The sequence below is a fragment of the Sphingobacterium sp. WM genome (assembly GCF_029542465.1).
In the GTDB taxonomy this organism is placed as follows: Bacteria; Bacteroidota; Bacteroidia; order Sphingobacteriales; family Sphingobacteriaceae; genus Sphingobacterium; species Sphingobacterium cellulitidis.
Genome location: NZ_CP120709.1, coordinates 3,236,985 through 3,257,001, shown reverse-complemented (window position 1 = coordinate 3,257,001; position 20,017 = coordinate 3,236,985). Strand labels below are relative to the sequence as shown.

Below are 20,017 nucleotides of genomic sequence, written 5' to 3'. Positions count from 1 at the left end.
AGTTAGTATTTAGTAGTTAGACCTTTGGTCTGCTATCAAGGAAAGCTCGATAGTACTTAAAAGATATTCAGGTGCCTATATCGGCGGTGTCCACCTCTTCCCATTCCGAACAGAGAAGTTAAGCCCGCCAGAGCCGATGGTATTGCCGTAACAGGTGGGAGAGTAGGTCGGTGCCTAATTTTATACGAAAGCCCGTTGTCAGAAGACAACGGGCTTTTTGTGTTTTCAGGGGCCTGGGTGAATGCAACGGATGGACCGGTCGGTAGGGGCGTATCGCATACGCCCTTTTGTATTGTTGTTTGGTCATGGGTTGACAAACATGCCGCCCCGCTGGGGCTTGACCATCCAGGCCGCGAAATGCCTATCGGATAAATGAAACGCATTGTACGGGTTATATTGAAAGGAGGGCGTATGCGATACGCCCCTACGATTGGCGGGCTAGAAATGGATTCTTCGCTTCGCTCAGAATGACAGATAAATTGTGTCAGGGTCATGGGATGTCATTGTCATTCCGCATCTTCGATGCGGAATCCATTTTAGGCGATATGTAGGCGAACTTGACGTCCCTCGAGGCTTGAACCTCGTCAGCGGTGCAAGAAACTCCAGAGGAGTTTAATGTTAGTAGAAAGGAACGGTAGCATGAAATAAGCCCGTCCGCAGAACTGCAATCGCTGAAGCGATTGCAGTTCTGCGGACGGGCTCTTTGTTTTCTACCTTCGTGTTACTAATATTGAACCCCTCTGGGGTTCCGACAAACATGCCACCCCGCTGGGGCTGTACCTTGTTATATGTCCCTTGCTACAAATATGCCGCCCCTACAGGGCTGTGTCTTGTTAAATGATCCTTGCTACAAACATGTCGCCCCTACAGGGCTGTGTCTTGTTAAATGATCCTTGCTACAAACATGTCGCCCCTACAGGGCTGTGTCTTGTTAAATGATCCTTGCTACAAACATGTCGCCCCTACAGGGCTGTGTCTTGTTAAATGATCCTTGCTACAAACATGTCGCCCCGCTGGGGCTGTACCTTGTTATATGTCCGTGTCTACAAAGATGTCACCCCTACGGGGTTTGACCATCCAGGCCGCGAAATGCCTATCGGATAAATGAAACGCATTGTACGGGCGTATTGCATACGCCCTCTTTCTATTTTATCAACCTCCGACAGCATTATCTTTCCTCATCTCTAATTCAGCCTCTATTTTTAATTTTAGGTTGGATTCCTATATCTCCCCAACCGTAATAACTTCATAAAATTAGCCTTGAAAAACTACTTTCCCTACAGTTCATATTTATTGGTTTAACTCAATTTGTTCTTTTGTTGGTAAATATTGATTTGGCAATAAATGTATGTTTGACCAATAATAATAGGTATTTACCGCAATTCGATTAATCGAAATTCTATCTTTTTGATAGAATTTTTAAGATTCGCTATCAATCTTAGTTCAAACAGTAAACATATTTTGTCCATTCGTTTACTTATCTAAGCAACTAGCTTATTTTCGTATACAGGTCTATTTCATGGAATCGTTTTTTTTATATCTTGAAATCATATTAAGCCGATATCTCAATATTACCTTTTTAAGGAAAACGATTATTAATTAACCTGATAGGACTAACCACCTAATAATTATCTCATTTTTTTATTGAATTCACCAAATTATTGAAATTATGGAAAAGCACGAATTACCACCCTAACTTCCCAAATGATTAATCGTTAATTCTACTAATCATCTAATTAAAACCCTGTATTATGAAATCTAAAATTAAAAGTTGGAGTATTCCCCAAAATATTCATAACATAAATTACTTAAGACCAAAAAAATTATTGAGCCTCATGCTTTGCTCGGGCTCAATGCTGCTGTGTTCAGCAGTAGAGGCTAGTCCGCATCATTTGTGGAAGGCTGATAAAATAGAAACAAATTACCTGATTCCTGTTCATTTTGAACAACAAACAACCGTAACAGGTACGGTCGTGAATGACCAAGGAAATCCAATCGCAAATGCCTCCATTCGAGTAAAAGGTTCAAATGAAGGTTCACAAACCAATGAGCGTGGTGAGTTTTCATTTGAAACTGCCCAATCTCGAGGTACTTTGGTTATAAGTCACATGAGCTACCAAACCCTTGAGGTGCCCATTAATGCTACTTCTGCCATGCGAATTGTATTGCAGGATGATGCTGCCAACCTGGAGGAAGTAGTTGTTACTTCATTTGGTATTCAAAGAGATCGTAAAACCTTAGGTTATGGTGTTGGAGAGGTTAAAGCCGATGATCTGGCAAAGGCACCAACCACTGACGTTACGAATGCATTGGCCGGAAGATTGGCCGGAGTGCAGGTAAGTGGTGCTGGTGGTGGATTTGCAGGTTCCAATATCACTATTCGCGGATTTTCAACCTTTACTGGAAGTAATCAACCCTTATATGTGGTAGATGGAATTCCATTGGATAATTCCGGAGGGGGTAACTCGGTGAATACAGGAGTAGTCAACTCCAGCCGGATCTCCGATATCAACCCTCAGGATATTGAATCAATGAGCGTATTGAAAGGTGCTGCTGCAACTGTTCTATATGGATCTCGAGCTGCTTCTGGGGTAATATTAATTACCACCAAGAAAGCTAAGAAAGGATCAAGAAACCAGATTTCAGTTGGAACCAATACTGCAGTAGGAATGGTATCTCAGATGCCTGAATTCCAAAATGAATATGCACAAGGTAGTAATGGTAATTATAATAACTCCGTGACCGGTTCATGGGGGCCAAAAATCGCTGGTCAGGAAGTGACCAACTGGTTTGGTGAAAAAGAAAACCTGCAAGCATTCCCAGATAATATCAAAGATATCTTGAAGAATTCTGTAAGCTCAGTAAATGATTTGAGCTTTACAGGTTCAGGTGAGAAATTTGACTACCGTGTATCTTATGGCTATACCTTGGAAACAGGCTTATTACCTAGCAATGAGCTGAAGCGGAATAATATTTCGGTAAATGCATCTACCCAACTGACTGACAAGTTTAAGATTGGATCTTCCTTTTCATATGTGAATAATGTTTCAGAGCGTACGCAAGGAGGTAACCAAGGTGCCAATCCATTATGGAGAGGGATCTATGCTCCGCGGAGTTATGACTTGACCAATATGCCTTTTGAAAATGCGGAGGGAAATCAATTGTGGTTTGCGCCGGAAGATCATCCTTACTGGTCCATTAAAAATGTAAGAAACAATAATGAGGTCAACCGTTTCTATGGAAATATCAATTTGAAATATGATATCCTTCCTTGGTTGGCGGCAGACCTAAAAGTAGGTGCCGACGTCTTTAGCTTGACTTCAAAGGGATTTGATAACAAGGGAATCCGTAGTAATGGAAATACAAGTTCTGCAGGAGCAGGTGGTGTTCAAGATAGAAGTGTGTCCATGAAAAATATCAACTCCTATTTTACCTTGACGGCTAATAGAGCAATTTCTGAGAATTGGAATTTAATAGCAACGGTCGGTAATGAGGTAATTGCCAATAATAGAAATACCTTGCAATCTACAGGCTTAGGCATTGTATTGCCAAATTTTGATAACCAGAATAACTTTTTGACTTTTAATACGCTCGGTACCATTACCGAGAACAGACAAATTGGAGTTTTCGCCGATGTGGTATTGGATTACAAATCCTATTTATCCCTGAACGTGAAAGCCAGAAACGACTTTTCATCCACCTTGTCCAAAGGGAATCGTTCCATTTTCTATCCTGCTGCTGCAGTGAGCTTTGTGTTGACCGAAGCTTTTCCTGAGTTAAAATCCAATGTATTAACCATGGCGAAGATCAGAGCCAATGTTGGTGAAGTAGGTAAAGGAACAGATCCATATGCAACGAATACCTATTTCGGTCGTTCGAGTGCTTCAGATGGATTTGTGTCCACATTAGTCAGTTTTCCATTCAATGGCCTGGCAGGATATACCTTGAATAACAGTGCCGGAAATGAAAAACTACAGCCAGAGTTTACTCGCGAATATGAGTTAGGAGCAGAACTATCCCTATATAGTGGTAGAATCAGCTTTGAAGGATCGGTCTATAAAAGAGATACTCGGAATTTGATTTTTGCTGTTCCAGCGCCATCATCTTCAGGTTTTACTTCTGTAGTCACCAATGCGGGTAGTCTATCGACCAAAGGTATTGAGTTGATGTTGAATCTAGTTCCTTTAAAAAGTGAAAATTTCAATTGGAGATCGGGATTTACCTTCACCAAGTTTAAATCCATTGTCGAGGAGTTAGCACCAGGTGTGAATAATATTTCTATTGGAGGGTTTACTTCACCTAACGTACGTTTAGTTGCGGGAGAGGAATATGGACAATTATGGTCGAATGCGTATCAACGCGATAATCAAGGAAGAATGATCGTCAATGCGAATGGTCTTCCAAAGCCAACAACCAACGTTCAGAAGGTCGGAAACCCAAATCCGAAGTTCAATTTAGGTTGGAGCAATGATTTCAGCTATAAAGACTTTTCATTGTCATTCTTATTTGACTTCAAATATAAGGGGGATATTATGTCCAGAACCATTGGAGATTTACGGATTCAAGGGGTTGCCAAAGAAACTGCTGAATTTGAACGTATCGATGGTTCAGGTGCAGTAACTACACCTTATCTTTTTGAAGGAGTATATGAAGATGGTAGTCCGAATACCACCCAAGTTACTGCCCAGCAATATTATAGCTTACAAGGGAAATATGTGGCATGGGAAGGATATGTATTGGATGCCACTTTTGTAAAACTAAGAGAGGCAAATCTATCATACCGTTTGCCAGCACGACTATTCGAAGGTCAGAAGTTCATCAAAGGAATCAATATATCAGTTTATGGTAGAAACCTATTTACTTATGCACCGAACTTCCCGCATCTTGACCCAGAGCAAAATCTATTGGGGATTAGTAATGCTAGAGGATTAGAATTTGGATTTAGCCCAACCCCAAGAACAATTGGCGGAAGTGTAAGATTTAGCCTATAAAATTGAAATAACATGAAAAAGATATTTAGTTTATTAACAGTTGCCACCCTATTGGGAGCGGCTTCATGTAGTTCCTTTCTGGATGTTAATGACGACCCTAATAATGTAACCAAGGTTGCTGTCAACCAATTATTACCCTCCATTACTGTCAATGTTGGTTATTTTGGTGCGAGTGATTTATTGCGTGTTGGGGGAGTTTTTGTTCAGCAATTCAGTGGTCAAGGACCTGTTCAAGGACACGTAGCGTTCAAGGAATACGAGCGATATAATGTGAATGACTCCGACATCAACAATCAATGGGTAGCGATTTTTGGAACTACCTTGAGTGATATTGCTGTTTTGATCAAGCAGGCAACAGATGAAGGAAGTCCACATTATGCGGGTGTTGCAAAGTTATTGAAAGCATTTGTCTATCAAGTTACGGTGGATACCTGGGGGGATGTGCCTTACTTTAATGCGATGCAATTTGGAGAAAACCTTAAACCAGAGGTTGATGATGATGAAGCAATTTATACAGACCTGATTCGATTGATTGATGAAGGAATTGCGGATATCAATGCTGGTACTTCCACCTTATCGCCAAATGCTTTTTCCTCGATTTATGCATCCACGAATTGGGCTGGCTCCAAAGAGAAATGGGAAAAGTTTGGAAATACATTGAAATTGAGAATTTACCTGCATTATTCAGCTAAGGATCCAAATTTCACGAGACAAAAAATCAATGAGTTGATCAATTCGGGGGCAAAATTCTTCAGCAGTAATGAAGATGGATTCGTGATGAATTTCCTTAATGCACCCCAGCGACAAAATCCAATTTACAGTATTGAATTAGGCCAATTCAGGAATCAATTCCTGCCTAACAAATATATTGTGGATTTAATGAATACGAATAATGATCCTCGTAGAGAGCGTTATTTTACGCCGTTTCCATATTTCTCAAGTCCTAAAACCTATAAAGGAGCAAGTGTAATGGATGCGAATGCTTCGAGTGAATATTCGAGGTTGCATGAGTATTTATATGGAACAGTTACTTCCTTTAATTCAAGTTTGGTAGATCCAAAGGGAGCCCTTCAAACTGGGGCAATCTTATATGGAGGCGAAGCGCCAGCTAGGTTATTAACCTTTGCGGAATATAATTTTATCCGTGCGGAGGCTGCATTATTATATGGAGCTGCTGGTGATGCACAAGCATTCTTTAGTGCAGGAATTAAGGCTTCCTTTGAGGACAATAAATTGCCGGCAGCAACTTTGAATGCCTATCTAGCAGATAAGGGAACCTTATCCGGAACAAACCAACAGAAGTTGGAGCAAATCATAACGGAGAAGTATATCGCAAATTTTGGAGTTTTGGTTGAGCCATGGACGGATTACCGCAGAACAGGCTATCCCGCATTGACCCCATTGAAGAAACCAACTGCAATTTATGATGAGGTTCCGAGGACATTATTTTACTCCCAATCGGAGGCCAATAATAACCCAAATATTACACAAAAAACCAGTTTATTGGAAAGGGTGTTTTGGGATACCAGACAATAATTTATAAATTTCAGATGTAATCAACTATTAACATAAAAAGACGATGAAAAGATACATTTTATTATTATCAGCACTAATTTTTGCCGTTTCCGTCCAAGCTCAGCGCATTCCATTTGCGGATAGCACTATTGTTACAAAACATTCTATTGCAGCCAATGGGCAGAAATTTGGATATACAGCGAAGACCGGAACGCAGCCAGTTTGGGATGCCAATGGAAAAGTTTTGGCAACGGTACATTATACCTATTATACCCGCGATGACATTAGCAATAGAGACAAGCGTCCATTGGTAATTTCCTTCAACGGAGGCCCAGGTTCAGGTTCAGTATGGATGCATTTGGCCTATACTGGTCCGCGTTTATTAAACATTGATGATGAAGGCTATCCTTTACAACCTTATGGGGTAAAGGAAAATCCATACACCATCTTAGATGTGGCGGATATCGTTTATATCGACCCCATCAATACTGGTTATTCCAGAATTCTTGATGAGAAAGCAGATCGTTCCTTATTCTTTGGAATCAATGCCGATATCAAATATTTAGCAGAATGGATCAACACCTTTGTAACCAGAAATAACCGTTGGTCATCACCAAAATATCTGATTGGTGAAAGTTATGGAACAACCCGTGTTTCAGGATTGGCTTTGGAATTACAGAATGCACAGTGGATGTACTTGAATGGTGTTATTTTGGTGTCTCCAACAGATTTAGGAATTAAGCGTGAGGGAGCAGTTGCGCAAGCTAATATTTGGCCATATTATGCTGCTACAGCATGGTTCCACAAACGTTTAACACCTGAATTACAAAACAAAGATTTAGATGCTATTCTTCCGGAGGTAGAGAAATTTACTTTAGACGAGTTATTACCTGCGATTGCAAAAGGCTCTAGCTTAAGTGCAACGGATAAGGCTGCAGTTGTTAAAAAAATGGCTAAATATTCAGGCTTGTCTGAAACAGTAATTGCACAAAATAACTTGAATATCCCTACTTCTTTATTTTGGAAGGAATTAATGCGTGATAAGGGCCAAACAGTTGGACGTTTAGATTCCAGATATATTGGTCTAGATTTTCGTGATGGTGGTGAGCGTCCAGATTATAACTCCGAGTTGACGTCTTGGCTACACTCATTCACACCAGCGATCAATTACTACTATGCCAATGAATTGAAATACAAAGCAGATGTAAAATACAATATGTTTGGACCAGTTCATCCTTGGGATAGAAGTAATGACAATACAGGTTATAATCTGAGACAGGCGATGGCAGCGAATCCATTCCTGCATTTAATGGTACAGTCAGGTTATTATGATGGAGCATGTGATTACTTCAATGCGAAATACAATATGTGGCAAATGGACCCATCTGGCAAACTATCTTCAAGGATGAGTTTCGTTGGATACCGAAGCGGTCACATGATGTATTTGCGTAAAGAAGATCTTATTAAAGCGAATGAAGATATTCGTCAGTTTATTAAGAAATCCTTACCTGCTGCAGATCAAGCTGCAAAATACTAGTGTTTTTTTACTCAGCCAGTCCTAAAGGACTGGCTTTTATTTCTTTCGTATTATGCAATTAAAAAGTCTTATTTTTTTCCTTTTCGTCGGGTTAGGTACTGCAAATGCCCAAGATTATATCAACGACACGCAAGCAGTAAAGACCTATCTGAATCAAGAGAAAAGCAAGTATATACAAGAGCTAAAGTCTAATTCCAAGTCAACCTATGAAACATTGAATCATCTGTTGGATTTAGGTGAGTGGCAATTGGTAAATACGGAATTGAGCAAAAATAAAAGTATCAATCCAAATGATGCTGCCGTATTACGATTTAAATATCAATGGTTGAATAATGATTTCAAAGCCGCAGAAAAGGAATTGTCCAAGATTCCGAGCAAAGGGCAATCTGATCTTAAGGTACAAAGAGCTTTAGCATTACTAAAAATTGAAGCTTGGGAATTGGAATCTGCAGAAAAGATGAGTTCAGAACTGCTACGCAAAAATCCTAATGATATCGAGACCAGTTTAGTTTTAGGAAGGGCTTTGATGTTGCAAAAGAAATACCCTGAAGCACTAGCCTTGGCTAATGATTTGATTGCGAAACAACCAAATGAAGCCGCAGGATATTTTCTAAAAGCAGATGTTTTTTTCTGGGATCAGAAACCTAAAGAAGCAGAGGAGGTATTAAAAAAAGGACTTCAATTAAATCCCTTGAATGCTGATGCCAGATTCTACTATGGATATGCCATTTGGAGAAGGATTGATGCTACTCAATTAAATGATATGGTGGCACAATGGGAAGTTGCCTTGGCTTTAAACCCATTACATTTTCAATCCCACTGGCATTTGGGGAATGGTCATACTAACCTGACTTTTGCTGATTATGTGGATGAAAATGAGAAGGAAATTCGTCAGGAATTAGAGACAGCAGATGAGTTGTTCAGTAGCAATAAAATTGAAGCAGCATTAGCGAAGGTTGATCAAATAGAATCGGAACATAAAGGTTCTGTGTTACCTGGAATGCATAAAGCATCTTTATTGTATAGTGACTTTGATGCTACAGATAGAATGCAGCGTTTGACAAAAGCAGAGAATATTTTTCTCGATATTTTAAAGCGTAAAACGCATTATGGCCCTGCACACAATGGTTTAGCTGCAGTGATTAAATCCAAGCGGATTCCATATCTGAAAACCTATGCGAGTATCATGGAGTCATTAAGAAATCCTAAGATCAGCAATATGGATGATTTTCTGGAAATATTCCCTGATGTGGCCTATTATCCAGGAAGTGTGGCAAAGGGTATGGCATGGAACCAATTATATACCTCAACAGTTTATTTTCCATTTTTGGTCAAACAACATAGGCTTTTTGTGATTCCACCCTTACATGTGGATCTAGCATTAGCGATGAAAGCGCCTTATTTCCGGTTTAATTCCACCTTCGATAATCGTCAATGGATGGATATCCGAGGAGTAGGATCAGGCGCAGCAGCCATTGAATATGTTGAGCGTGGAGCTTTTGAAGAACGTAATGTCCTCCTGCATGAATATGTACATCTTTTCCATGGTCAGGTTCTTACAGATCAACAAAATCGCAAGATTAAGTCCTTATATTATAATGCCATGGAAAATGGACTCACCTTGGACTATTATTCTCAAAATAATGAATCTGAATATCTAGCTCAAACTTATCCTGCCTATTTTGAGAAGGTGAAAGTTCATCCCTTGGATTTTAAATCCATGAATACCTTAAACGATCTGAAAACTAAAGATCCGGAGATGTATGCCTTCCTGGATGAAATGATTAGCAAGGAGAAGGCTTACCTAGCGGGAGATAAACAAGCGATGGCTTCAAATTGGTCTCAAGTATATGTAAATCTGGCGAGAAATTCTGCAAAGAATGATCTGAAGGAAGCCTATTCCTATCTGGATACGGCCTTGCAATATGATCAGAAATATTTGCCAGCTTATATCTCCTATGCTGAAAATCTATTAGCTGAGGGCAAGTACTCCGAAGCAAGCCAACAATTAGATAAGGCCAAGGAAGTTGATGTTAATTATGCGCCGATCTATTCAGTGGAGGGGAACTTGTTCATGGCTACGAATCCACAAGACTTAGAGGGCCAGTCAAGTCTCCTTAAAAAAGCCTATGATATTGAGACCGATTATATGGAGAAGGCCAGGAATTCAGGAATCCTTCGTAATTTTTACTTTCAACGGGGGATGTTAAAACAAGCTATTGAAGTCGCTGACGAATATGTGCAGAATGGTTCTGAAATTTCCACTTATTTACGAGATAGGAAAGATGATTCCAAAGCCTTTAAGGCATGGCAAACTTCCTTGTTAGGTAATCAGGATCAAATTAATGTATTGGCGCACCTTGCCGCTCAAAAGCCGCAGAATTATAGCATTCGTACGCAGCATATTGAATCCTTAATTGCGAATAAGCGATACGATGAGGCATTGAAAAACCTACAGCAGATCTATAGAACCTTACAAGCTTCGCAGGTAAACAGACCCGAATTTGAGTTATTATTTGCTGAAGTCTATTCAAAGCAAGGGAATCAAAAAAATCTGAATGAATTCTTGGATAAATTGATGGTAAGAGATGGAGACCCTTCACGTTTAGAACCCTTATATAATCAAAGATTGATTCGATTATTAGCTGAAAATAATAGAATAGCGGATGCGAAGGCGTTTCAGGCCAAAATTAAGCCTATGAATTCTATTTTTTACCGATCTTCTGATTTGGTAAGCCAGGCTTTGATAAATAGCAAAGCAAATAAAATAGATGAGGCTATTAAGCAATTGGATGAGGCACTTTCAATCTATCCTTATGAATTGGATGGACTAAAACTGTTGAAGGAATTGAGTAAAACCAACACAAAAGCGGATAATATTTTAACTAATCGTTTAAAAAAGATGGAAATTCCAGCAATTTTATAGCATCTTTACAAACAAATTTTTTACATGAATACATACGAATTAATTTCCATTGGTCTTTACATGCTGTTGATGATCCTGATAGGATTATACTCTTGGCGAAAATCAACGAGCAACTCGGAGGAGTTTTTGATTGGTGGTCGCAAAATGGGAGCTGCAGTAACGGCCTTATCAGCGGGAGCTGCTGATATGAGTGGATGGTTACTAATGGGTTTACCCGGCGCCATGTATGCAGCAGGTTTATCCAGTTCATGGATTGCCATAGGATTAACGATTGGAGCCTTCCTGAACTATGTTTTGGTCGCACCAAGATTAAGGGTGTATACGGAAGTTGCCAAGAACTCCATTACCATTCCAGTTTTTTTTGAGAACAGATTTCACGATAAGACCCAATTATTAAAAATTGCTTCATCGATTTTTATTCTGGTGTTTTTTACGCTTTATACCTCGGCCGGTATGGTTTCTGGGGGTCGATTATTTGAGTCTGCCTTCCATATGGATTATTATACAGGTTTATATGTGACAACCTTTGTGGTCGTATTGTACACCTTTTTGGGAGGTTTCTTAGCCGTGAGTTTAACGGACTTTGTTCAGGGTACCATTATGGTCACAGCCTTAGTTATTCTACCAATAGTGATGGTAACGCAGATAGGTGGAATAGGAGAAACCATGAGCATCATTGAAAACAAAGGTCCTGACTATCTAAATCTGTTTACAGGAACTACAACCATTTCGATTATTTCCTTGATGGCCTGGGGCTTGGGATATTTTGGACAACCCCATATATTAGTTCGTTTTATGGCGATTGATAGCGTGAAAGACATTCCAAAAGCCAGAAATATCGGTATTACCTGGATGATTTTTACAGTAGGTGGTGCGATGTTGGTTGGATTATTTGGAATTGCCTATTTGGTAAAATTTGATCCGGAAACTATGGTCAAATTTGATGGCTCCAAAGAGATGGCAGAAACTATCTTTATCTATACTTCAAGAGTTTTGTTTCATCCATTGATAGGAGGGTTCCTCTTATCAGCAATTTTAGCAGCTGTAATGAGTACGATTTCTTCGCAATTATTGGTGACTTCAAGTTCAATGACCGAAGATATCTATAGAACCTTTTTCAATAAACAAGCTTCGGCCAAAACGATGCTAATGGTCAGCAGGTTATCGGTATTGATCGTTGCTGTCATCGCCTTATTGTTATCGTTGAATCCTAAGGATAGTATTCTAAACTTAGTTGGTAATGCTTGGGCAGGATTTGGTGCAGCATTTGGTCCCTTGGTGCTTTTATCCTTATTATGGAAAAGAACAACAGCAACAGCTGGCTTTTTAGGGATGATTGTAGGTGGAGCCGTTGTATTATTATGGGTATATGTCCCACACAATTATAAGGATGTTTATGAAATGATCCCAGGCTTTATTCTAAGCTTCCTGACGATTGTCATAGTTTCCTTATTATCAAAACCAGTATCCAAAGAAATTCAAGATGAATTTGATGAAGTAAAACGCATCGTAAAATCATAAGTTGATAAGAACAAGAAAAGCCTTGGTCCATGGACCAAGGCTTTTCTTGTTCTATACCAGAATTCCTAAGGATTAATAGATAGGAGTCAGGGTATAACCTTTATCTTTTAGTAATTGGATTACTCCATTTTTTCCTAACAAGTGTGCTGCACCAACAGCAAAGAATGTAGCGTTGTTATTCATCATCTCAGGCATCTTTTCAATCCAAGCCTTATTTCTTTTGGTCAACATCATTTCTTCTTTTTCAGGAGTAAAAGTTGAAGTTTTCACCAATAAATCCTCCAAGGCAGTTACTTCATTATTGAAATATGCACTTACCAATTTTTTGGTTTCAGCTTTCATCTTATCCAGATCTTTCAAGTAAGTGTAAAGATCTTCAGCTTTGAAAAACTCATTCATCAATTTGATTTGAAAATCAGCGGTTTCAAGTTCATCTACAGGTTTGCCTGCTGCTTCTTCCAGTTTTAACAACTCCAATTCCATGGCTTTCATATCCTGAGGATTTTGACATTCAAATGCCTGCATTGATAAAATTGAAAGTAATACTGCGGGACCGAATTGGTCCAACATTGCCGGATTTAAGTTTTTTGCAGTAAGGACACTATCAATTAATTGTTTTTTTTCAGGAGCCATTCCATCAAAGAATCCAGGTACTGGTCCCACATTTTCCTGCATAACTTTTACAGTTTCCGGATTAGAGGCATTTAATTCCAAAGCCACCCGATCGGTTGTTTTTAAAGCCGTCTTAATTTTGTCCTCAATTTTAAAATCAGGACCACAAGCCATATGTAAGGTGCCTAATACATAAGAGTCTTTTTTTAATCCATTACCTGAAACTTTCCATAAAAATGTTTCCTTGTTTTGAGCAAATAATGCAATAGTCATCATAAATGCTACTGCTGTTAGAAATAGTTTTTTCATGTTTTTCTAGTGTATTTTCAAATAGTAAGTATGTAATTTACCGTAATCGTTACAAAAAATATGCAAAATATTTGAAAACAGGTAAAATAAATGGGGACAAATTTAATCCGTCCCCATTTATTATTTCTTTAAGATAAAATCTCCAAGTGCTTGAAATACTATTTTACTTGGATGCTCCTTATCAAAATAGAGCTTATGTGTATTCTTGATATAATCTTCGGCTTTGGCTTTGTATATATCCATAAATTGATTAGGATTTCTATCGGCCAATGGGAACCAAGTATGTTGGATTTGAACCATTAATTTATGACCTTCCTTAAAGGTATGAGCTACATCAGGAAGAACTACTCTTACGGTGGTTATTTCATTCGGTTTAAAAGGTTCAGGCTTGCTGAAACTATTACGGAATTTTCCACGAAGAATTTCCCCTCTAACCAGCATTTGATAGTTTGGCATAACTACAGTTTCATTTTTTGCAGATGTTGCGGAAGATGAATCCGGATAGACATCGATAATTTTAACGATAAAGTCAGCATCCGTCCCTGTCATGGAAACATTTAAATCTGCTACAACAGGTCCAGCCAAGGTCAGGTCAGAAGCTAGAGGTTTAGTCTCGAAAACTAAAACATCAGGCCGATTGGCGACAAATCTTTGATCAGCAATCATATATTCACGAGTTCTATCGACGATTATTCCTTCTTGAAAAGGAACTGGTTTGTTAGGGTCGCTGATATACTCTACAGAAGCTCCTGTATTTTCATCGGGCTTAGTAGAGATCTCTCCATTTGCTGTTAAGAACAATTCACTTTTAAAAGCATCTTTAGGTGGCCATTGGTCAAAATTTTTCCATTCATTGGCACCCGAAAAGAAGATATTAGCTTCCGCTGGTTTAAAGGAACCTTCGTCTTTTAAGTAGTATTCAAAGAAAGGTAATTCGAAGTTATTCTGATAATCTAAACTGGTCTTTTTCCCAAAGCGAATATCTCCAAAAGAATCCCCTTCGGAGCGAACCCATCCACCATGGAACCAAGGTCCCATCACCAAAATCGAATTATTCTTTTTATTACGTTTTTCAATCTGCTTATAGGTTTCGAAAGCACCATACGTATCTTCAGCATCATACAGACCACCCACGACCATTACGGCAGGTTTTACCTCATTCAGATGGTTGGTAATGGTTCTAGCCACCCAGAAACTATCCAATGTGCTATGTTTAGCAAGATTGTCCCAAAATTTAACAGTATGATTGAGGTAATTCTGTTTTAACTCAGCAAGAGTAGGATTGTCCAAAAAGAATTTATATAAATCTTTAGAAGGTAACTTAAATCCTTGTGGTCCATGTTCATTGGTAATAGGTTTAGGTCTTGGCGCATCGAAGGTATACATAAATCGAAATGCATCTGTTAAGAACAAAGCACCGCCATGATGAAAATCATCGCCAATAAACCAATCAGTTACAGGTGCTTGTGGGGATACAGCTTTCAATGCGGGGTGACTTCCAACCAGACTTACTGTAGAATAAAATCCAGGATAAGAAATCCCATACATGCCGACTTTTCCATTATTCCCCTTCAGATTTTTTACTAACCAATCAATAGTGTCGTAAGTATCGGTACTTTCATCAATGGTTTGTTTGTTTTCTTTGGTCTTTGTGGGGCGGATATCTTCAAAAGTTCCTTCACTCATCCATTTTCCACGGACATCTTGATAGACAAAAATATAGCCCTTTTTCATCATTTCCGGGAAGTTTCCAAGACTAGATTTGTACTTTCCTTCACCATAGGGAGCAACAGTATAGGGCGTACGATTCAAAAGAATAGGGTATTTCTTAGATTTATCTTTTGGGGTATAAATAGAGGTGAAAAGCCGAGTACCATCTCGCATGGTAATATACTGTTCGATTTTATCATAATGCGATTTGACATATTCTGCATTCGCATCCTGACCTTTACTTTGAATTCCCAATAGGAGAAAAAGGAAACAAAGTATCAATAATTTTTTCATTTGGATAGGTTTTTTATTTGAGTTTAATAAGGTTAAAGTTATGCTTTTTTGATAACTTAGACTAACTTAAATACAATAAAAATATGAGCATTAAGGACGGGTTTTTAGTAGAAATGGAACGCGAAACCAATAGTACAAGGAGAATATTGGATCGATTAAAAGATGAAGATTTATCTTTTAGACCACATGAGAAATCCATGTCCCTTGGAGCATTGGCAGGTCATGTTGTGGAATTGCACAATTGGGTATCAGATGCCCTAACAAAGAATGATTTTAACTTAGCGACAGATTATAAACCATTCAGACCATCAACAGTTGCTGAACTCAAGGAAGCATTGGATTCGGGATATAAGAAAAACGAACAAACATTGGATGCTTTTCCTGAGGAGGAATGGTTCAACCAATGGACCATGCGTGTAGATTCTTATGTCATTGGTGAGATGCCTAAAATTGCGGCATTACGTTATGTGATCAATAATCATTTAATTCACCACCGTGGACAGTTAACCGTTTATTTAAGATTATTAGATATTCCGGTACCGGGTTTATACGGCCCATCCGCAGATGAGCAGAAATAAGGGGTATAAAAGATCCAAGGATTGCCAGAAGGAAAAAACTTCTGGCATTCTTTTTTAAATGAAATTGCTGCAATTAAATAAGTTTAGTTATACTATTTTTGATAAGTAATTGAATTTTATCGGCTCATAATTAAGGGTTTATAAAATATTTCAATTTTTTTTAAGATTTCATGTAATAGATGGATGGTATAATCTGTCTTGTTATTAAATAAGCGATAATAATGATGAACCAAGAAACCTTTAAGAATACGGTATTTGTCTTGAAAGACAAGCTTTACCGTTTTGCAAATAGGTTTTTAGAAGAATCGGATGACGCTTATGATTTGGTACAGGAGGTGATGCTCAAATTGTGGGAACAGCGGGGTCAATTGACACAATTAAACAGCATTGAAGCTTTTGCCATGCAAATGGTGAGGAACATGGCCTACAATAAGATTGATAAATTGGGAAGACAGGCCAAGTACTTACAGCAATTGCCAGGGGATATTCAACAGGAACAATATCCTTCCTTAACAAAGGAATTAATTCTGAAGATGATTGATCAACTTCCAGAAAAACAGAGATTGGTGATGTATCTCCGGGATATTGAGGAGTATGAAATAGTAGATATTGCTGAGGTTGCTGGATTAGAGGAAAATGCTGTTCGGGTCAATTTATCAAGAGCAAGAACGACAGTGCGGTTAAACTTAACAAAGGTTTTTGATTATGAAAAAAGAAGAATTGGATAAGCTTAAGGCCAAATACCTAGCAGGAAACACTTCACTTGAGGAAGAACGCAAGTTGAAGGAGTTAGGTTCGGATGAATTCTTCGGAATGCTGCAACAACCTGAAGAAAAGATGGATTGGGATTTTGAAGATTTTATGCAGGAGCTGGAAGAAAAGCCATTGACTGAGAAGAAAGTTGTTCCAATAAACCGCCGGATAATTGCCTTGACTAGTATTGCTGCTTCCTTGCTGCTTGGAATTTTTATCATTCATCAGCTCATGGATAGTAAAAACCCAGAAGTTGAGCCTAGAATTGCATCGACAAGTGTCATTGATTCAGTAATGGACGTTGAGCGGCCTGCAAGTAGTCCTAATGAATCATCAAGTGCTAACTCTCACCAACATCTAGTTACTGAAGAAATTGTCTCTAATGGCTTTCAAATAGCTGCTGTCAAGAAATCAGTTAAGAAGCAAGAAAAACCGGCAGAAGTATCGAATGCTTTGGATGATGAATTTTACGTTGAAATCAATGGTGTTCGAATTTATGATGAAGAGAAGGCACTTGAAGTTACGGAGACCGCACTCCACCTGGCTACCACCAATCTAAAAAAGGGAATGGAAGGGGTAGAGCACATTAAGTATTTAAAAATTGAAATCTAATAAAATGAAAATTATGAAAACGTTCATGTTAATAATCAGCCTTTTTGTGGTAAGCATGGCACAAGCTCAGATCTCAAAATTGGATCAAATATTTGAGCAATATAAAGAACAAAAAGGGGTGACATCGATCAAGATTGGCAAGCCTATGTTCAAGATGTTGAACAAGATGAAAATCAATGATTCGGATGTAGAAACCATCAAGCCCTTATTAAGTAAGATCAACTCGATAAAGATGTTGGTATTTGAAAATGCAGGTTCTGCAATCCAGGAAGAGGTAAATTCAGCGATCGGAAAATTGAAATATGAAGAGCTTCTGGTTATTAATTCGGATGGGGACAAAATTCGCTTCTTAGCTGAAAACACAGGAGGAGATTTTCTGAGCAACCTTTTGCTAAGTATTAATTCGGATGGGGAAACTGTTTTCATGATCTTGGATGGATCATTAAAATATGATGATATCAATGCGCTTGTCAACAATAACTAATAATAAACCTTAAATACACTAAAATTATGAAACGCTATATTGGAATTATTTGTATTGCACTATTAATTTTCGGCATGCAGAGTTGCATGATCAAGAAAGGGGCAAACATGGAGTTTGCGAAAGGATTGGATATGCCTGGGGATGCAGAGATTGTCTCGATAAAAGTTCCAGGGATCTTGATGAAAGCCTTTATTCGCGGAGAGATCAGGGAATTGAAGGAGGATGATCCGGTATTGGCGATGGCATTAAAAAAGATTAAAAATATCAAATTGATGGCTGTTTCGGGTGGTTCCCAAAAGGTTGCTTTATATGACCACTTTAGCAAGTATTTGGAAAGAAATGATTTCGAGGAATTGATGAGTATCAATAGTGATGGGGCAAAAATCAGTATCAATACCAGAACCAAGAGAAATCGGATCAAGAATATCATGTTAGGTATTACTGATGAAGGGGATCATGTTTTTGTAGACTTGAAATCAGACCTTGACCTGGATGAATTGAATGAGTTGATTGAGCATTATGAAAATACACATCAGAGTAAAAAGGGTCAATCAGAAGAGAAATCGGAGTAATCCTAAAGTTTCGTTGTTTAGTTAATAAAAAAGCCTGTCTCGAAAGAGACAGGCTTTAATTTTTGATATTTTTAGGGAAGAATTATTTAGCTAATTCTTCAGCGATAGCTTTTCCGATTTCAGCTGGTGATTCCACAACGCGGATACCACATTCTTCCATGATTTTCATTTTAGCAGCAGCAGTATCATCAGCACCACCTACGATAGCACCTGCGTGACCCATACGACGTCCTGGAGGCGCTGTTTGACCAGCGATGAAACCAACTACTGGTTTTGTACCGTTTTCTTTGATCCAACGAGCAGCTTCAGCTTCCATTCCACCACCGATTTCACCAATCATGATGATACCTTTAGTTTCAGGGTCGTTCATCAATAATTCAACAGCTTCTTTAGTCGTAGTACCAATAATCGGGTCACCACCAATACCGATAGCAGTTGTAATTCCTAAGCCAGCTTTTACAGTTTGGTCAACAGCTTCGTAAGTTAAAGTACCTGATTTAGATACGACACCTACAGAGCCTTTTTTGAAGATAAATCCTGGCATAATACCAATTTTAGCTTCTTCAGCAGTAATGATACCTGGACAGTTAGGACCAATTAAACGAGAGTTCTTGTCGCTCAAGTAAGATTTTACTTGGATCATGTCTTTTGTAGGAATACCTTCGGTAATACAAACAATTAAAGCGATACCAGCAGCAGCAGCTTCCATGATAGCGTCAGCAGCAAATGCAGGTGGAACAAAAATAATTGAAACATTTGCACCTGTAGCATCAACAGCATCTTGAACTGTATTGAATACTGGGCGATCTAAGTGAGTTTGTCCACCTTTACCTGGAGTCACACCACCTACTACGTTTGTTCCGTACTCAATCATTTGAGACGCATGATAAGTACCTTCGTTTCCGGTAAAACCTTGAACGATTACTTTGGAATCTTTATTTACTAATACACTCATTTTGTCTTATTTTTTGCAACGCAAATCTACTATTTTGATATGACTTCTAAAAATCAGAGAGGTAGGTATTTTGTTATTTTTTAAGAAACTTCGTTTTATTGATTAAATCCCATAGGACTATACCTATGGTAACAGAAACATTAAAGGAATGTTTTGTTCCAAATTGAGGAATTTCGAGAGTGCCATCCGCCAGTGCAATAATTTCTTCTTCCACCCCATGGACTTCATTTCCAAAAACCACGGCATATTTTTTATCAGGCAGGGGTTCAAAGGTTTCTAGGGAGATACTGTTGTTGGTTTGTTCGATGGCATAGATTTCAAAACCTTCCTCTTTAAGGTTTTTTATGGCATCGATACTGCTTTTTTCGTAGGTCCATGTTACAGACTGTGTTGCTCCGAGGGCAGTTTTTTCGATTTCACGATGCGGAGGGGTTGCGGTTATACCACATAAAACGATGCGGTCGATTGCAAAAGCATCGGCCGTACGAAAGGCCGAACCAACATTATGCATGCTGCGAACATTGTCTAAAACAATAACTACAGGGGTTTTTTCCTGAGATTTAAAGGTGTCAACATCGACTCTGTTGAGCTGATCCATAGATAATTTCTGCATTTTGCAAAGATAAGGAATTCGAAAAATTAAAAATG

The 20,017-nt window shown here is 38.7% G+C and carries 15 protein-coding genes and 1 rRNA gene; 11 read left to right on the top strand and 5 right to left on the bottom strand.

Features of this window, described 5'->3' with window-relative positions; genetic code table 11:
• Window positions 1-67 precede the first annotated feature (67 nt).
• Window positions 68-179: ribosomal RNA gene (rrf, locus tag PZ892_RS13880) — 5S ribosomal RNA — on the top strand.
• A 439-nt stretch (window positions 180-618) separates the two neighbouring features.
• On the opposite strand, the gene PZ892_RS13875 is transcribed toward rrf, so the two are convergent.
• Window positions 619-759 (bottom strand): hypothetical protein, encoded by a 141-nt coding sequence (locus tag PZ892_RS13875; protein ID WP_169715261.1) that lies wholly within the window; start codon window positions 757-759, stop codon window positions 619-621.
• Window positions 760-1,751: 992 nt separating this feature from the next.
• On the opposite strand from PZ892_RS13875, the gene PZ892_RS13870 reads away from it, so the two are divergent.
• Genes PZ892_RS13870 through putP form a run of 5 tightly spaced genes read left to right on the top strand, consistent with a single transcriptional unit; the run spans window position 1,752 to window position 12,490 of the window.
• The gene (locus PZ892_RS13870) at window positions 1,752-4,991 is read left to right on the top strand and encodes a SusC/RagA family TonB-linked outer membrane protein (RefSeq protein ID WP_277711442.1); all 3,240 of its coding nucleotides are present in this window, start codon (window positions 1,752-1,754) and stop codon (window positions 4,989-4,991) included.
• Window positions 4,992-5,003: 12 nt separating this feature from the next.
• A complete protein-coding gene (locus PZ892_RS13865; RefSeq protein WP_094256250.1) occupies window positions 5,004-6,527 on the top strand; it encodes a SusD/RagB family nutrient-binding outer membrane lipoprotein in 1,524 nt (507 codons plus the stop codon).
• Window positions 6,528-6,570: 43 nt separating this feature from the next.
• Window positions 6,571-8,043: a carboxypeptidase gene (locus PZ892_RS13860; protein ID WP_094256249.1), complete on the top strand. Its 1,473-nt coding sequence runs from the start codon at window positions 6,571-6,573 to the stop codon at window positions 8,041-8,043.
• A gap of 52 nt (window positions 8,044-8,095) precedes the next feature.
• Window positions 8,096-10,969 (top strand): tetratricopeptide repeat protein, encoded by a 2,874-nt coding sequence (locus PZ892_RS13855; RefSeq protein WP_094256248.1) that lies wholly within the window; start codon window positions 8,096-8,098, stop codon window positions 10,967-10,969.
• 24 nt (window positions 10,970-10,993) lie between these two features.
• Window positions 10,994-12,490 (top strand): sodium/proline symporter PutP, encoded by a 1,497-nt coding sequence (gene putP, locus PZ892_RS13850; protein WP_094256247.1) that lies wholly within the window; start codon window positions 10,994-10,996, stop codon window positions 12,488-12,490.
• 72 nt (window positions 12,491-12,562) lie between these two features.
• On the opposite strand, the gene PZ892_RS13845 is transcribed toward putP, so the two are convergent.
• Both PZ892_RS13845 and PZ892_RS13840 read right to left on the bottom strand, forming a co-directional pair.
• Window positions 12,563-13,411 carry a TraB/GumN family protein gene (locus PZ892_RS13845; protein ID WP_094256246.1) on the bottom strand — a complete coding sequence of 283 codons (849 nt, stop codon included), beginning with the start codon at window positions 13,409-13,411 and terminating at the stop codon, window positions 12,563-12,565.
• 120 nt (window positions 13,412-13,531) lie between these two features.
• Complete coding sequence (locus tag PZ892_RS13840) at window positions 13,532-15,415, bottom strand: CocE/NonD family hydrolase (RefSeq protein WP_094256245.1); 1,884 nt, start codon at window positions 15,413-15,415, stop codon at window positions 13,532-13,534.
• An 83-nt stretch (window positions 15,416-15,498) separates the two neighbouring features.
• Here PZ892_RS13840 and PZ892_RS13835 point away from each other — a divergent pair, with 83 nt between their 5' ends.
• The 5 genes from PZ892_RS13835 (at window position 15,499) to PZ892_RS13815 (ending at window position 18,414) form a co-directional block, all read left to right on the top strand.
• Complete coding sequence (locus PZ892_RS13835; protein ID WP_094256244.1) at window positions 15,499-15,993, top strand: DinB family protein; 495 nt, start codon at window positions 15,499-15,501, stop codon at window positions 15,991-15,993.
• A 221-nt stretch (window positions 15,994-16,214) separates the two neighbouring features.
• Window positions 16,215-16,721 (top strand): RNA polymerase sigma factor, encoded by a 507-nt coding sequence (locus tag PZ892_RS13830; protein ID WP_218823938.1) that lies wholly within the window; start codon window positions 16,215-16,217, stop codon window positions 16,719-16,721.
• Entirely contained in the window at window positions 16,699-17,358 is a 660-nt protein-coding gene (locus PZ892_RS13825) for a hypothetical protein (RefSeq protein ID WP_094256242.1), read from the top strand. Before PZ892_RS13830 ends, PZ892_RS13825 begins: the two co-directional genes overlap by 23 nt.
• Window positions 17,359-17,371: 13 nt before the next feature.
• Window positions 17,372-17,842: a DUF4252 domain-containing protein gene (locus PZ892_RS13820; RefSeq protein WP_094256288.1), complete on the top strand. Its 471-nt coding sequence runs from the start codon at window positions 17,372-17,374 to the stop codon at window positions 17,840-17,842.
• Between the two features lie 26 nt (window positions 17,843-17,868).
• On the top strand, window positions 17,869-18,414 hold the full coding sequence (locus PZ892_RS13815) for a DUF4252 domain-containing protein (protein ID WP_094256241.1): 546 nt from the start codon (window positions 17,869-17,871) through the stop codon (window positions 18,412-18,414).
• Between the two features lie 82 nt (window positions 18,415-18,496).
• On the opposite strand, the gene sucD is transcribed toward PZ892_RS13815, so the two are convergent.
• Together sucD and PZ892_RS13805 are read right to left on the bottom strand one after the other, a co-directional pair.
• Window positions 18,497-19,369, bottom strand: coding sequence for a succinate--CoA ligase subunit alpha (gene sucD / locus PZ892_RS13810; protein WP_093098465.1), 873 nt, complete (start codon window positions 19,367-19,369; stop codon window positions 18,497-18,499).
• Window positions 19,370-19,442: 73 nt separating this feature from the next.
• Complete coding sequence (locus PZ892_RS13805) at window positions 19,443-19,982, bottom strand: RNA methyltransferase (RefSeq protein ID WP_094256240.1); 540 nt, start codon at window positions 19,980-19,982, stop codon at window positions 19,443-19,445.
• Between the last annotated feature and the right edge of the window lie 35 nt (window positions 19,983-20,017).

Coding starts and splice junctions, on each gene's coding strand:
- PZ892_RS13875 (WP_169715261.1), bottom strand. CDS start 759: ATGTTTGTCGGAACCCCAGAGGGGTTCAATATTAGTAACACGAAGGTA.
- PZ892_RS13870 (WP_277711442.1), top strand. CDS start 1,752: ATGAAATCTAAAATTAAAAGTTGGAGTATTCCCCAAAATATTCATAAC.
- PZ892_RS13865 (WP_094256250.1), top strand. CDS start 5,004: ATGAAAAAGATATTTAGTTTATTAACAGTTGCCACCCTATTGGGAGCG.
- PZ892_RS13860 (WP_094256249.1), top strand. CDS start 6,571: ATGAAAAGATACATTTTATTATTATCAGCACTAATTTTTGCCGTTTCC.
- PZ892_RS13855 (WP_094256248.1), top strand. CDS start 8,096: ATGCAATTAAAAAGTCTTATTTTTTTCCTTTTCGTCGGGTTAGGTACT.
- putP (WP_094256247.1), top strand. CDS start 10,994: ATGAATACATACGAATTAATTTCCATTGGTCTTTACATGCTGTTGATG.
- PZ892_RS13845 (WP_094256246.1), bottom strand. CDS start 13,411: ATGAAAAAACTATTTCTAACAGCAGTAGCATTTATGATGACTATTGCA.
- PZ892_RS13840 (WP_094256245.1), bottom strand. CDS start 15,415: ATGAAAAAATTATTGATACTTTGTTTCCTTTTTCTCCTATTGGGAATT.
- PZ892_RS13835 (WP_094256244.1), top strand. CDS start 15,499: ATGAGCATTAAGGACGGGTTTTTAGTAGAAATGGAACGCGAAACCAAT.
- PZ892_RS13830 (WP_218823938.1), top strand. CDS start 16,215: ATGATGAACCAAGAAACCTTTAAGAATACGGTATTTGTCTTGAAAGAC.
- PZ892_RS13825 (WP_094256242.1), top strand. CDS start 16,699: ATGAAAAAAGAAGAATTGGATAAGCTTAAGGCCAAATACCTAGCAGGA.
- PZ892_RS13820 (WP_094256288.1), top strand. CDS start 17,372: ATGAAAACGTTCATGTTAATAATCAGCCTTTTTGTGGTAAGCATGGCA.
- PZ892_RS13815 (WP_094256241.1), top strand. CDS start 17,869: ATGAAACGCTATATTGGAATTATTTGTATTGCACTATTAATTTTCGGC.
- sucD (WP_093098465.1), bottom strand. CDS start 19,369: ATGAGTGTATTAGTAAATAAAGATTCCAAAGTAATCGTTCAAGGTTTT.
- PZ892_RS13805 (WP_094256240.1), bottom strand. CDS start 19,982: ATGCAGAAATTATCTATGGATCAGCTCAACAGAGTCGATGTTGACACC.